The organism is Variovorax sp. FG153, assembly GCF_057809595.1.
The window spans coordinates 33,261-46,917 of the sequence record NZ_JBMDKG010000011.1; the positions used below are offsets into that span (position 1 = coordinate 33,261).

Annotated in this window: 14 protein-coding genes; 4 read left to right on the top strand and 10 right to left on the bottom strand. The window is 72.3% G+C overall.

Going from position 1 to position 13,657, the window contains the following annotated elements; all coding sequences use genetic code 11:
* Positions 1-14: 14 nt before the first annotated feature.
* On the bottom strand, positions 15-686 hold the full coding sequence (locus tag ACODT0_RS14545; RefSeq protein WP_489041570.1) for a nuclease-related domain-containing protein: 672 nt from the start codon (positions 684-686) through the stop codon (positions 15-17).
* Positions 687-863: 177 nt separating this feature from the next.
* Between ACODT0_RS14545 and ACODT0_RS14550 the strand changes: the two genes are divergently transcribed.
* The 3 genes from ACODT0_RS14550 (at position 864) to ACODT0_RS14560 (ending at position 2,945) form a co-directional block, all read left to right on the top strand.
* Positions 864-2,021 carry a porin gene (locus tag ACODT0_RS14550; protein ID WP_057595274.1) on the top strand — a complete coding sequence of 386 codons (1,158 nt, stop codon included), beginning with the start codon at positions 864-866 and terminating at the stop codon, positions 2,019-2,021.
* Between the two features lie 74 nt (positions 2,022-2,095).
* Positions 2,096-2,410 carry a hypothetical protein gene (locus tag ACODT0_RS14555; protein ID WP_057595273.1) on the top strand — a complete coding sequence of 105 codons (315 nt, stop codon included), beginning with the start codon at positions 2,096-2,098 and terminating at the stop codon, positions 2,408-2,410.
* Positions 2,411-2,417: 7 nt separating this feature from the next.
* Entirely contained in the window at positions 2,418-2,945 is a 528-nt protein-coding gene (locus ACODT0_RS14560; protein WP_489041571.1) for an ATP-binding protein, read from the top strand.
* 3 nt (positions 2,946-2,948) lie between these two features.
* Here ACODT0_RS14560 and ACODT0_RS14565 read toward each other — a convergent pair whose 3' ends face one another.
* From ACODT0_RS14565 to pbpC, 6 genes are all read right to left on the bottom strand, one after another.
* Positions 2,949-4,943, bottom strand: coding sequence for a putative bifunctional diguanylate cyclase/phosphodiesterase (locus tag ACODT0_RS14565; protein WP_261215768.1), 1,995 nt, complete (start codon positions 4,941-4,943; stop codon positions 2,949-2,951).
* A 129-nt stretch (positions 4,944-5,072) separates the two neighbouring features.
* Positions 5,073-5,468 (bottom strand): hypothetical protein, encoded by a 396-nt coding sequence (locus ACODT0_RS14570; protein ID WP_057595271.1) that lies wholly within the window; start codon positions 5,466-5,468, stop codon positions 5,073-5,075.
* 182 nt (positions 5,469-5,650) lie between these two features.
* Complete coding sequence (locus ACODT0_RS14575) at positions 5,651-6,961, bottom strand: CynX/NimT family MFS transporter (protein ID WP_489041572.1); 1,311 nt, start codon at positions 6,959-6,961, stop codon at positions 5,651-5,653.
* Positions 6,958-7,674 (bottom strand): FadR/GntR family transcriptional regulator, encoded by a 717-nt coding sequence (locus ACODT0_RS14580; RefSeq protein WP_489041573.1) that lies wholly within the window; start codon positions 7,672-7,674, stop codon positions 6,958-6,960. The genes ACODT0_RS14575 and ACODT0_RS14580 overlap by 4 nt, the downstream gene beginning before the upstream one ends.
* A gap of 100 nt (positions 7,675-7,774) precedes the next feature.
* Positions 7,775-9,271: a TPM domain-containing protein gene (locus ACODT0_RS14585; protein WP_489041574.1), complete on the bottom strand. Its 1,497-nt coding sequence runs from the start codon at positions 9,269-9,271 to the stop codon at positions 7,775-7,777.
* Positions 9,268-11,565, bottom strand: a complete 2,298-nt coding sequence (gene pbpC, locus ACODT0_RS14590; RefSeq protein ID WP_489041575.1) for a penicillin-binding protein 1C — start codon at positions 11,563-11,565, stop codon at positions 9,268-9,270. Before pbpC ends, ACODT0_RS14585 begins: the two co-directional genes overlap by 4 nt.
* A 340-nt stretch (positions 11,566-11,905) precedes the next feature.
* Here pbpC and ACODT0_RS14595 point away from each other — a divergent pair, with 340 nt between their 5' ends.
* Positions 11,906-12,127 (top strand): hypothetical protein, encoded by a 222-nt coding sequence (locus ACODT0_RS14595; protein ID WP_057597769.1) that lies wholly within the window; start codon positions 11,906-11,908, stop codon positions 12,125-12,127.
* A gap of 4 nt (positions 12,128-12,131) precedes the next feature.
* Here the strand turns inward: ACODT0_RS14595 and ACODT0_RS14600 are convergent, their stop codons facing one another.
* The 3 genes from ACODT0_RS14600 to ACODT0_RS14610 form a co-directional block, all read right to left on the bottom strand.
* Positions 12,132-12,758 (bottom strand): LysE family translocator, encoded by a 627-nt coding sequence (locus ACODT0_RS14600; protein ID WP_261215774.1) that lies wholly within the window; start codon positions 12,756-12,758, stop codon positions 12,132-12,134.
* Between the two features lie 47 nt (positions 12,759-12,805).
* Entirely contained in the window at positions 12,806-13,207 is a 402-nt protein-coding gene (locus ACODT0_RS14605) for a GFA family protein (RefSeq protein ID WP_057597766.1), read from the bottom strand.
* A gap of 146 nt (positions 13,208-13,353) precedes the next feature.
* A complete protein-coding gene (locus ACODT0_RS14610) occupies positions 13,354-13,632 on the bottom strand; it encodes a DUF2277 domain-containing protein (RefSeq protein ID WP_057597764.1) in 279 nt (92 codons plus the stop codon).
* Positions 13,633-13,657: the final 25 nt, after the last annotated feature.

Consider the following 13,657-nt stretch of genomic DNA (forward strand, 5'->3'; position numbering starts at 1 on the left):
TCACTTTCTCTCCTTTATTGCAGTCCGATGGCGTTGGCGGACAGCCAGCCCGGGGCCGCGAGCGGGGCCCGCATGCCGGGGCCGGTGCAGGCGCGGCAGTTGCGCAGGTGCTCCTCCAGGTCGAGGTCGCCCTGGATCTCGAGCAGCCGCTGCACCGTGCGCTCGACCGCCTGCGCATCGAGCAGCGGATAGCTGCGCGCGGTGCGGCCGTTGTTGCGCACCAGCCGCGCGATATAGGGCAGGTCCTGCTGCGTGATGACGGCCGCGGGCATCACGCCCTCGAGCTCCACGCCCTCGCAGGGCAGCAGCACGAAGTACTGCAGCCGCAGGTCGTCGGGCAGCAGGCTGCGCAGCTGCGTGGTCTTGCGCCCGCCCTGCCAGGCCGGGTCCTTCACCTCGCGCGCGCGGTTGCAGCCCTGCAGCCGCAGGAACCAGCGCGGCGGCGCCTGGTCCGACTTCTTGCGGTAGACGAAGGCGTTGCGCCAGGCCTTGATCTCGAACAGGTAGATGCCGGTCTCGCAGACCACCACCGCGTCGATGCGCGCGGTGCGCACCGCGCAGCCCTCGGGCATCGGGATGATCAGGTTGCGAAGAATGCGCAGGTGCTCGAACGCGGGGCGGAATGCGTTGGCGAGCTGTTGCACGCCGAGCGAGGCGGCGAGGTTGCTTTGCAATGCGATGGTCATGGTGGCTCCTTCAGAGCGCGAGCATTGCCTGGCTTTTGGGAGACTTCTGGTAAGGCGAGCGATCGGGGATTGCGCGCAAAAGCAACATTCGCCCCCATGCACCAGATTCCTCCGAATTTGGACGGGAGCATCCGTTCCGGCCGCTCGATGAAGAGCGCCGAAACCGGAGAAACCTGAATGAAGAAATCCCTCACGGCCCTGGCCGCGCTGACCGTCACCGGCCTGGCCTGTGCCCAATCGTCCGTCACCCTGTTCGGCGTCGTCGACGCCGGCGTGAGCTACCAGTCGGCCACCTCGCGCAACGCGATCACCGGCATCACCAGCAAGCAGAGCCAATGGAGCCTGGCCAACTCGGGCTACAACTCCAGCCGCATCGGCTTCAGGGGCACCGAGGACCTGGGCGGCGGGCTGGCCGCGAGCTTCTGGCTCGAGGCACCGATCACCAACGACGACGGCGCGACCGGCATCGCCAACTTCAACCGGCGCTCCACCGTGAGCCTCTCGGGCGGCTTCGGCGAAGTGCGGCTGGGCCGCGACTACACGGCCACCTTCTGGAACGACACCGTGTTCGATCCCTTCGGCACCAACGGCTCGGGCACCAACGTGATCAGCACCGTGGGCGGCAGCACGGGCATCGGCAACAGCAACTATGCGCGCGCCAGCAACATGGTCGCGTACTTCCTGCCGCCCAACCTCGGCGGCTTCTACGGCCAGGTGCAGTACAGCCTGAACGAGAACGTGCGCACCAGCGCCACCGACCTCACGGCCGCCACCAGCAGCAGCGCGGGCCGCTACATCGGCGGGCGCTTCGGCTATGCCAACGGGCCGCTCGACGTCGCGCTGGCCGCGGGCCAGAACGTGGCGGTCGACACCACCGCGCTCACGCGCAAGGTGCAGACCGTGAACCTCGGCGCCTCGTACGACTTCGGCCCGGTCAAGCTGTTCGGCGAGCTCTCGAACGTGCAGAACAAGTTCGACACCGGCTTGACCAACACGCACGACAGCTACAAGGGCTACCTGATCGGCGCCACCGTGCCGGTGGGCCCGGGCCTGATCCGCGCCTCGTATTCGGCGGTGCGCTACAACGAGGGCGCCACCGGCCTCTACGGCGAGGATCCGCGCGTCAACAAGCTAGCGCTGGGCTACGTGCACAACCTGTCGAAGCGCACCGCGCTCTACGCCACCGTGGCACGCGTGAGCAACCGCAACGACGCGGCCTACACCGGCAGCCTCACGGCCGCCAGCACCACCGGCTACGGCAGCACGGGCGTGGGCTACACCGGCCTGCCCAAGTCCTCGACCGGCTACGACTTCGGTATCCGCCACGCGTTCTGACGCCGCCGCGCGCCCGCATGCCTCGCGGCGCGCGGGCCCTGCGCGAATGCAGAAAAAGAAGAGGAGAAGCTTTCATGACCTTGCGTATCAAGCACCTGGCCGGCGCGCTCGCCGTGGCCAGCCTCGGCGGCTGCATCGTGCTGCCGCCGCCCATGCCCTACGGCCCGCCGCCGGCCTTTCGCGGCGAAGGTCCGCCGCCGCCGATGCCGCTGCACATGGCGCTGCCCGGCGCGATGAACACGCGCGCGCTGCCGGCCTGGGACATGTGCGAGGGCGAGCCCGAGGGCGCGCGGCCGGTGCCGCCGGGCCCGCGCGGCGACGCGCTCGCGGGCCGCTGCGAGCGCACGCCCTCGGGCTCGCTCGAATACCGGCCGGGCGCGCCGCGCTGAAACCGGCATGGCCATGCAGACCGGCAACCTCGGCTTCGCCATCGCGAGCGTCATCGGGCTCGGCTTCGCGGGCGTGTTCGGCCTCATGGGCTCGCTGCTGGTCGCGAACCTGCGCGACGGTGCGCGGGCGCGCGAGGCCGCGGCACGCGCGCGCGACGAGGCCCTGCAGCGGTTCGGCCGCAGCGCGGTGCACGACTTGCGCGCGCTGCTCGGCGCGGCGCTGCCGCGCGCCGCCGTCGAACTGCCGTCGCAGGCCGTACCCGTGCTGGCGGTGGAGAGCGAGCTGCGCGAGCTGCTCGCGCAAGTGGCTGCGCAGGCCGCCTCGGCCTCGACGGGCGCCGCGCCGCGCGTGCATGCGCGCATCGAGGGCACGCAGGCGGTGGTGCACTGGCGCGATGTCGGCGCGGCGCCGCTGCGGGCCTGCGAGCGCATCGCAGTCGGCCTGGGCGGGCGGCTCTATGCGGCCTCGCACGCGGGCGGTCCGCTCGGACTCACCTTGCGGCTGCCGCTGCACGGCGGCCCGGCCTCGCGCTGAGGCTCAGCCCGGCAGGCGCCGGGCCCAGGGCACGATCACGTCGAGCGGTCCGGGCCGCGCGAGGTGGTAGCCCTGCATCAGAGGACAGCCGAGCGCATTGAGCGCCTCGAGCTCCTCGACGGTCTCCACGCCCTCGGCCACCACGTCGATGCGCAGCGAATGGCCGAGGCGGATCACCGATTCGACCAGCACGCGGTTGCCCGGCGAGGCGGCCAGCCCGAAGATGAAGCTGCGGTCGATCTTGACCTGCCGCACGTACTTGCTGCGCAGCGAGGCCAGCGAGGAATAGCCGACGCCGAAATCGTCCACCACGATCGCCACGCCCGCGTCGGCCAGCGCATGCAGGCGCGCGCTGGCGGCGAAGGTGTCGAGCGCGATCTCCTCGGTGATCTCGATCTGGATGCGGTGCGGCCCGATGCCGTGGCGCGCGATCTCGCCGAGCACGATGCGGTCGAGCGCGAGCTGCGACATCTCGCGCGGCGACACGTTCATCGCCACCGGCACGGCCTCGAAGCGCGGGTCGGCCGCGGCGAGCTCCTGCAGCCCGACGCAGATCTCGGCCAGGATGTGGCGCAGCAGCGATTCGGCCAGGCCGGTACTCGCGGCCGCGCGGATCACGTCCTCGGGCGGGATCCAGCCATGGCGCGGATGCTGCCAGCGCAGCAGCGCCTCGAGGCTGTGCAGCCGGCGGCCGCCGTCGGCCAGGATCGGCTGGTACCAGACGCCGATGGCGCGCGAGGCGACCGCGGCGGGCAGGTCGCGCTCCACGTCGCGCCGCGTCACCAGGCGTTCGCGCAGGGCCTCGTCGAAGCGGCGGCAGCGGCTGCGGCCCGCGCGCTTGGCCTCGTGCAGCGCCTCGTCGGCCGAGCTCAGCATGTCGGCGATCGGCACGCCGCGCTCGACGCACAGGCCCACGCTCGCGCTCAGCTTGCCGCCGTACTGCGCGGTGGCCGAGGCGATCGATTCGATCAGCGCCTGCGCCACCTGCTCGGGCGAGGGGCCGCCATCTTCGGCGACGAACAGGGCCGCGAACTCGTCGCCGCCCCAGCGGCCCAGGATGGCGTCGCGGCCGGCCAGCTCGCGCTGCAGCCACTGCGCCACGTCCTGCAGCACGCGGTCGCCCATCTTGTGGCCGAAGGCGTCGTTGACGGCCTTGAAGCCGTCGATGCCGAGGATCAGCAGGCCGTGCTCGCGCTCCTTGCCGCCGGCGTCGATGCGCAGGCTCGAGGCCTGCGTGAAGCCCTCGCGGTTGAGCAGGCCCGTGAGCGCGTCGTGCGCGACGCGGAAGGCGAGCTGGCGCGTCGATTCGAGCGACAGCGCATGCGACTGCCGCAGGCGCGCGGCCATCGACACGGCCTCGTTCTTGAGCCGGCTGCCTTCGCGAAAGCCGCGTGCGCTCTGCAGCGCCGCGCGCATCAGCGCCGCGAGATAGACCAGCACCATCGCGGCCAGCATCAGGCGGTCGAAGCCGCCGGCCCAGACCAGGCAGCCCATCACGGAAAGCAGGGCCGGCGTGATGAAGCTGACCGGCACCGGCGCGTAGGCGATGCCGTAGGTGACCGAGCCGGCGCAGATGCCGCAGACCACGGTCAGGTAGAACAGGGTCTCGGGCGAGGTGTAGCCTTCGCAGAGGATCGGGATCAGGGCCCAGACCGAGCCCGACAGCAGCGCGAACAGCCAGGCCAGCCGCAGCTCGTGGTCGACCGAGGGATCGGTGCCGTCGGCGTTGGGCGCGGGCACGAAGGGCCGGCGGCAGACGAAGATGCGCGTGACGTTGACGGCCAGCGAGAGCGCGAGCCAGGCCAGGCCGAGCGCGGTCAGCTCCGAGTGGTGGGCCAGCAGCGCCACCGTGAGGCTCAGCACCAGGTTGACCGGGATCGCGGCGAGCACGCTGCGGCGCACCGCCAGCATCTGCTCGGTGCGCACCATGCGCGACAGCGCGAGGCCGTCGGGCGAGCCGGCGGTTTCTTCTTCCTGCGGAGGGGAGGAGGCGTTCATGGAATGGATCGGCGACGCATCATGCACCGGTCCGCCGCATCGCGCAGCGCGGCACGGCCGCCGCGGGCGGCCTGCGCGGTCCCCTCGGGGTCACCGCGCGCGGGAAAGCAAGCGCAACGGCACGCTTTTTCAGCGCACCGTCGACATCACGGTCGCGCGGCAGCGCGGCTGGTCGCGCGGTGCGAGCAGGACGCAGTTGTCGAGCGCGCGCTGCTGCATGTCGCTGAGCTTCGGCGGTTCGCCGCGGTAGACCGGCGGGGGCGGCGGCGCGGCATAGCGCTGGCGCTGCTCGTATTCCCAGCGGCTGCGGTCGTCGCGGCTGCGTTCCCAGCGCTCGCGTTCCCAGCGGTCGCGGTCGCGCTGGCGGTCGAAGCGCAGCCGGTCCATGCAGGAGTGGAAGTCCATGCCCGAGCGGCCGCTCGCGCAGTAGCGGCGGTCGGCTTCATAGACGTCCATGTCGCGCTGGGCCAGCGCGGGGGCGGTCTGGATCAGGCCCAGCAAGGCCAGGGCGGCAAGTTTCTTCATGGTGCGCTCGTCGAAGAGAAGCCGTGAGGCGGGTGGATCGGGGCGGTGCCTGCTTGGGGCCGCAGTCTGACCGTCGGCATGGGACGAAGTTTCTCATGCTCCGGACCCATCGCCCTTCGGACGCGCGAGCTTCTTGCTGTAGGCGCGCGCGGACCCGGGTACCGCGTCGCGCCAGCACCACGCTAGCGTGGTACCGTGACCGCGCCCACGTGCAGGGTGCGGCCCGCGCCGATGCCCGCGATCACCAGCGCGACACCGACCCCGACGAACAGCCACGAGGCGGCGCCGAAGCTGCCGGTCCAGCCGTGCAGCAGCCCGGCCAGCAGCGGGCCGAAGGCCGCGATGACGTAGCCCACGCCCTGCGCCATGCCCGACAGGTGCGCCGCCACGTGCGAATCGGGCGAGCGCAGCACGATCATGGTGAGCGCCAGCGCGAAGGTGCCGCCCTGCGCGATGCCCAGCAGCACGGCCCAGACCCACACGCCGCCGAGCGGGGCGAACAGCTGGGCCAGCATGGCGGCCACGGTGAGCAGCGCGAGCGCCACGGCCAGGCCGATCTGGTTGCGCAGCCGGACCGCGAGCGCGGGCACCACGAGGCAGGTCACGACCTGCGTGATGACCGAGACCGAGACCACGTAGCCCGCGACGTCGCTGGCCAGGCCGCGCTCGCGCAGGATGGGCGCGAGCCAGCCCATGACGATGTAGGCCAGCGCGGACTGCAGCCCCATGAAGCAGGTGACCTGCCAGGCCAGCCGGTCGCGCCACAGGCCGCGCACGGTGAAGCCCGATTCGCTGGCGATCGGCTTGCGCGCCAGCGCCTGCGGCGCCCACAGCAGCGTGACCAGCGCGGCCGGCAGCGCCCAGACCGCGAGCGCCGCGGTCCAGCCGCCGCCCAGCGCATGCTCGATCGGCACCGTGAGGCCGGCCGCGCTCGCGGCGCCGCCGCACACGGCCATGGTGTAGAGGCCCATCATCAGCGCCGCCTGTCCGGCGAAGTCGCGCTTGACCAGCCCCGACAGCAGCACGTTGGCGACCGCGATGCCGCTGCCGGCGATCGCCGAGGCGAGGAACAGCAGCGGCACGTGGCCGGTGCCGCGCAGCAGCGTGCCGACCAGGATCAGCGCCATGCAGCCCAGCAGCGTGCGCTCGGTGCCGAAGCGCCGGCCGAGGCCGGGCGCGAGCGGCGCGAACAGGCCCAGGCACAGCACGGGCAGGGTGGTCAACAGGCTGGCGGCGGTGGCCGACAGGCCGGTGGCGCGGACGATCTCGGGCAACACCACCGAGAGGCTGGCGAACACCGGCCGCAGGTTGAAGGCGATCAGCACCACGCTGGCGCCCAGCAGGATGCGGCGGCCGCGGCTCGGAGCCGGGGTGGGAGGCGGCGCGGGCTGGCTGTCGATCTCGGCGTCGATCAGCAGCTGGCCGGCCTCGGCGGCGGGCGCGTGGCGCAGGGTGGCCGTGGCGGCGGAAGGGAAAGTGCTGGTGGCGGTCATGGACGGGACGGCGCGCGTGGGGCGCCGGTGGAGGTGTCGGAGCCGGCGGCGAGGGCCGCGATCATGGGCGTCATGAAGGCGCGCACGGCGGCGTCGGCGCGCTCGGGGTCGCGGCTGGCGATGGCCTCGGCCACGGCGCGGTGCGCGGCGTCGTCGGGCTCGGGCAGCAGCGTGCCCATGGTGCTGGCGATCGTGTCCTTGATGTAGCCGCCGATGAAACGCACCGTCTCGGCGAGCGCGAGGTTGCCCGCGATGTCGACGATGGCCAGGTGGAAGGCGAGGTCGCGCTCGATGAAGGCCTTGCCGCCGTCGTCGGGCGCGGGCGTGCCGCGGCGGTCGAGCAGGGCGTGGAGCTGGCGCAGGTCCTCGGGCGTGTGGCGCAGCGCGGCCAGCCGCGCGGCCTGCACCTCGAGCGCGCAGCGCACCTCGAACTGGTCGAGCAGGCTGGCCAGGCGCAGCTTCTGCAGGCTGGCGCCGGGATCGAAGCCCGAGCGCACATAGGTGCCCGAGCCCTGGCGCACCTCGAGCAGGCCGCGCGAGACCAGCGTCTTGACGGCCTCGCGCACGGTGCCGCGGCTCACGCCGAGCAACTGGGCGAGCTGCGGCTCGATGGGGATGCGCGCGCCGACGGGCCAGCGGCCGGCGGAGATCTCGGCGCGGATGCCGTTGGCGGCGGCTTCGACCAGGGAGGTGCGGGGGGCTTGGGCTAGCATGAGGTGCTAATTCATTGAATCATCGGATGAATTGTGGCCGGGGGGCGGTAGGCCTTGTGGCGGGAGGGGCTTGGGCCGGGGCGTTCCCCCGGGTCGTCCGCTACCAGCTTCCCGAGGCGCCGCCGCCGCTGCTCGAGCCGCCCGAGTCCGACGAGGACGACGACGAATCCGACGACGAGGAGGACGAGGACTCGTACGAAGAGGAGGACGAGGAACTGCTGCTGCCCCATCCGCTGTCGCCGTAGTCGTTGCCGTGCCCGCCGCCCCCGCCGCCATCGGCCGGGAAGAAGGCCACGAGCAGCGCCACCACCGTGACGGCCGCCAGCACGAGCAGGAACAGCTGCGGCTCGAGCTCGTCGTGCGCCATCCCGACGAACAGGCCCACCACCACGCACACCACGATCCAGCGCGAGACGAAGCTGCGCACGCCCTTGCCCCAGGCCTTGCGCATGCCGGTCACGATCAGCAGCCCGACCAGCACTGCCGCGCCCAGCGCCAGCATGCCGAGCAGCGACCAGCCCACGCGCTCCCAGCCCAGCTGCCGGCCCGCGACCGCCACGCCCGCGATCAGCAGCGCGATGCCGGCGACGACGAGGCGCATGGTGCGCCACAGGCCGCAGCCATAGCCGATGCCGAAGCCCATCGGCACCGGCATCATCCCGAGCGCGATCGCGAACATCGGTTCGCCGAGCGTGGCGGCCGCGGCGACCGGCGCGACCGCGAGCGCGCCGAAGGTCCAGGGCCAGCGCCGCAGCGTCCTGCCGGGCGCGGCCGCGGCAAGGGCCGAGGCGCTTTCCAGCTCGGCCGCGACGCCGGCCTGCGCGCGGCGTGCGCGCTTCGACGAGCGGCGCGCGCTGCTGCGGGCCTGCCGCGCGCGCCGCCGGGCGAGCTGCTCGGCGTCGGTGCGCAATTCGGCTGCGCTTTTCTTCTGCCGGCTCTGCCAGAGCCCGACCAGCGCCGACCAGCCGATCACGGCGAAGAAGGCCCAGCCCTCGGGCGTGACGTGCCATCCGCGCGGCTCGGGCGGCGTCGATTCGACGGGCTCGCCCGGATCGATCAGCGGCAGCTCCTGGGCCATGGCCATCGGCTCGCCGCGGATCAGCTGCGCGATGCCGTCGACCGCGGCATGGAGGCCGCCATCGAAATCGCCGGCGCGAAAGCGCGGCGTCATCTCCTGGTCGATGATGCGCGCGGCCTGGATGTCGGTGATGCGGCCCTCGAGGCCGCGGCCGACCTCGATGCGCATGCGCCGGTCGCGGATCGCCACCAGCAGCAGCACGCCGTCGTCCTCGTCCTTGCGCCCGAGCTTCCACTGCGCGAACACGCGCGTGGCGTATTGCTCGATGCTGTCCTCGCCGGTGGTCGGCACGATCAGCACCGCGAGCTGGGCCCGGGTCTCGCGCTCGATGTCGGCGATGCGCTCGCGCAGCGCCTCGGCCTGCGCGGCGTCGAGCGTCTTGTTCTGGTCGATCACGCGCGACTTCATCGCCGGCACGGGCACGGGTTTGGCCTGCGCGCCGAATACCGCGGCGAACAGCAGCACCAGACACAGCCAGAGGTGCAGGCCGGGTCGGGAGTTCGGGGTCGTCGCCTTCATCGCTGGGCGCTCTTCGTCACGACGCCCGCGCCGCGCACCTCGAGCCGGCGCTGGTCCACCACCTTGCCGCCGGCATCGACCAGCTCGATCAGGTGGCGGCCCGGCCAGGGCAGCCACTGCGCGCTGTTGCCGCGCGCGAAGTGCTTGCCGTCGATGCGCCATTGCACGCCGCGGCCTTCCGATTCGAAGCGCACGCGCTGGCGCAGCGGCGGGATGTCGGGATCGAGCGCGATGATCGTGCCGTCGGCCGGCGCGGTGATGCGCGCGATGGCGGCCGTGCCCGCGGCGCCGGGTTCGTTCGCGAGCGCGAACAGCGGCTGCTCCGTGCCCTGCACGAACCATTCGTCGCGCGCGGCCTCGAGCGCATTGCCGTCGGGACCGGGGCCGAAGTCGATGTGCGTGCGCACCAGGCCCGGCGGCGGCGCGGGCGCCCGGCTCGGCTCGCGCGCGTGCAGGAAGCGCATGACCTCGGCCCAGACCGGCGCCGCGCCGCTGGTGCCGCTCACGTCCCACATCGACTCGCCGCTCGCGTTGCCGACCCACACGCCGACCGTGTAGCGCTGCGACCAGCCCACCGCCCAGTTGTCGCGCATGTCCTTGCTGGTGCCGGTCTTCACCGCGCTCCAGAAGCGGGTCGAGAGGATGCTGTCGAGGCCGAAGGTGCGGGTGCGCGCGTTGGGGTCGGACAGGATGTCGCCGACGATGAAGGCGGCGCGCGGGTCGAGCACCGGTGCCGGGGGGCTCTTTGCGGTGGCGGCGGTGGTCTTCCTCGACTTGTCGGGCGCCGCCGGCGCCAGCAGCGTGGTCGTGCCGTAGCGCCCGCCGTTGGCCAGCATGCGGTAGGCATTGGTCAGCGACAGCAGCGTGACCTCGGCGCTGCCGAGCGCGAGGCTGTAGCCGTAGTAGTCGCCGCTCTCGCGCAGCGGCAGGCCGGCCGCGCGCAGCCCGCGCGCGAAGGATTCGGGCGACACCATCACCAGCGTGCGCACGGCCGGCACGTTGAGCGAGGCCGCGAGCGCGGTGCGCGCCGACACCGGGCCCTTGAAGCGGCGGTCGTAGTTCTGCGGGATGTAGAGGCCGCTCGCGGTGTTGATCTGCGCCGACGAGTCCTCGATCAGCGAAGCCGCGGTGAGCCGCCGTTCGGCGATCGCCTGGCCGTAGAGCAGCGGCTTGAGCGTCGAGCCCGGCTGGCGCATCGCGATCACGCCGTCGACCTCGGCCGCCTGGCTCAGCGGCCCCGAGGAACCGACCCAGGCCAGCACCTCGCCGGTGGCGTTGTCGAGCACCACCAGCGCGCCGTCCTCCACGTGCCGGCCGCGCAGCTCGCGCAGATGCCGCTGCAGGGTGCCGAGCGCGAAGCGCTGCAGCGGCGCGCGCAGCGTGGTGCGCACGCTGCCGTCGCCGGTGTCCTTCGCCGCCGCCCTGGCTTCGCCCGGCGGCGTGTCTTCCTGCCCGGGCTCGCGGCCCTCGCGCGCCTGGCGCAGCGCGCGCCGCGCGGCATGCGGCGCGATGCCTTCGCTGGCCTCGAAGGCGCGCCGCTGCACCGCGGCGCTGGTGAACATGTCGAGCGCCTCGCAGTCGGCCTTGCGCTGCGGCTCCATGGTGCGCAGCACCTCGCAGGCGCGCTGCGCCACCAGGGCCGGCCGCGCGTTGGGCGCGCGCACCAGCGCGGCGGCCACGGCGGCCTCGCGCGCGTCGAGGCCGCTCGGCGCCTTGCCGAACAGCGTGCGCGAGAGCGCGTCGATGCCCACGATCTCGCCGCGGAACGGCACGCTGTTGAGGTAGGCCTCGAGGATCTGGTCCTTGCGCCACTGGCGCTCGAGCTGGGTCGCGGCCACGGTCTGGCCGAGCTTCTGCGTCAGGCTGCGGCCGCCGCCGCCGCGCCGCAGGTCCTCGTCGAGCAGGCCCGAGAGCTGCATCGTGATGGTCGAGGCGCCGCGCGTGCGCGTGTTCCAGAGGTTGCCCCAGGCCGCGGCCGAGACCGCGCGCCAGTCGACGCCGCTGTGCTCGTAGAAGCGCCGGTCCTCGCTGAGCACCATCGCCGTGCGCAAGGCCGGCGAGATATCGGCCAGCGCCGTCCACTGGCCGCGCCGCACGCTGGCGTCGGTGCGCACGCGCTGCAGCAGCTCGCCGTTGCGGTCGAGCACAGCGGTGTCGGACGAGCGGAAGTCGCGCTTCACCTCCTCGAAGCTCGGCACGGCCCATGCGGCCTGCGCCGTCAGCATCAGCGTGGCGAGCGCCAGCGTGAGGCGCGGGAGCGCGGGGGAATGAAACAGGGCGATGGGCGTCGGCATCAGGGCAGGGGTGCGCGCGGGGAATGCGCGGGGCTGGAAAGCGGCAGCCATTCTCGGCCATGCGCATCGGGCTGCCGTCCTGCCGAAAGATGTAGACGGAAGTTCGAACCCGTGCCGCGCGGCATGCGCCTACCCACGGACGCGGGGCGCGCCGCCATACCGAAGGCGGGTGGGTCGTTCACAGTCTGCGGCAGCGGCCACATCCGGTCACAAGACTTCACCGAGGCGCAGCCATCGCGACATCGCGGCCCGACCGGCGTGGCCTTCAATGCGCTACCGCCGCGGCGCCCAGAGGCAAGCCGGTGCGGTGTTCCACAACCATTCCAAGGAGAGATGCATCATGAAGAACAACAGACTCGCCACCCTGGCCGTCGTGCTGTCGGCCTCGGCCGTGCTGGCCGGCTGCGTCGTCGCCCCCGGCTACGACCGTCCGCCGCCGCCGCGCGCCGGCTACGGCGACCGTGACCGCGACGGCGTGCCGAACCGCTACGACCGCGATCGCGACGGCGATGGCGTGCCCAACCGCTACGACCGCCGCCCCGGCGATCCGACGCGCAACTGAGCGATCAGGCCGGCCGGCGCGCCATCAGCGCCCACAGGCCCGCGGCGCTCAGCAGCGCGCCGCCGCCGAGGTTGAAGCGGCGCTGCGCGCGCGGCGAGGACAGCAGGCGCCGCGCCGAGCCCGCGAACACCGCGTAGAGCGTGGCGTTGAGCGTCGCCATCGCGACGAAGGTCAGCGCCAGCACCCACATCTGCGGCGCGACCTCCGCCTTCTGGCTGATGAACTGCGGCAGGAAGGCCACGAAGAACACGATGCCCTTCGGGTTGAGCGCCGTCACCAGGTAGGTGTTGGCGAACAGCCGCCAGCGCGAGGCGGGCGCTTCCGGTGTCGCGATCTCGGCGCTCGACACGCCCGCGCGCAGCAGCTTGATGCCCAGGTACAGCAGGTACAGCCCGCCCACCCATTTCACCGCGTTGAACCAGAAGGCCGAGGCCGCGAGCAGCGTGCCCAGGCCCAGCAGCGACACCACCAGCGCGGTCGAGTCGCCGAGCGCCACCGCGGCCACCAGCGGCACGTTGGCGCGGCGGCCGTGCGACATCGAGTAGCTGATCACCGTGAGGATGGTCGGACCTGGAATGACCAGCAGCACGGCCGAGGCGGCCACGAAGGCGAGCCAGAGTTCGAAAGGCATGAGGGTGTCTCCTGTGGATTGTGGTTGTCTGTCTGTTGATCGTCGTCTCAGGGATCGATGGCCGTGCGCGCCACGTGCCAGGTGCCGCGGTGGCCGTCCACGTACTGCAGCGGCGAGTTGACGAGGTCGTCGAGGTCCACGTCGTCGAGGCAGGTCACGTTCACGCCGTAGGCATGGGCGCCGGTCTCGGGCGAATGCCCCACGCCGAAGGAGCGCACGCCGCAGAGCTTGCAGACGATGTAGTGGCTGTTGCGGGTGTCGAGCATCTGCTCGCTGAGCTCGGATTCGCCCTCGAGCAGGCGGAAAGCCCCGGGCTCGACGATGGCTGGCCAGAAGCGCGTGCGGGTGCAGATCGCGCAGTTGCAGCGCAGCGTGCCCAGGCTCAGGTCGATGTCGGCTTCGAAGCGCACGGCGCCGCAGTGGCAGCCTCCGATATAGGTCTTTCTCATTCGGTCGATGTCCGCGTCTTCTTGAATGTGTTTCGGCTTGCAAGGCACGATACCAAAGGCCTTTTGGACCTGCGCCGCGGCAGGCGCAAAAACCGTGCGCGGCGAAGGCCGAACGCGGCGGGCTCGGGCGCGTGCGCCGGTGGCGGTCAGGAAAGCTGCGTGCCGAAGCGCGCGGCCGAGCGGGCCCTGGCGCGCTCGGCCTCGATCTCGCGGTCGCGCGGCTCGGCCGTGGTCACCAGCGATTCGAGCAGCCGCGCGGCGCTGGCGCTGACTTCCTCGACGGCGCGTTCGAACGCGGCCTCGTTGGCGCGCGAGGGGACGTTGAAGCCGCTGAGCTTGCGCACGAACTGCAGGGCCGCGGCGCGGATCTCCTGCTCGGTGGCGGGCGGCTCGAAGTTGTAGAGGGTCTTGATGCTCCTGCACATGGTGTCGTGTCTCCGGGCTCTTGTC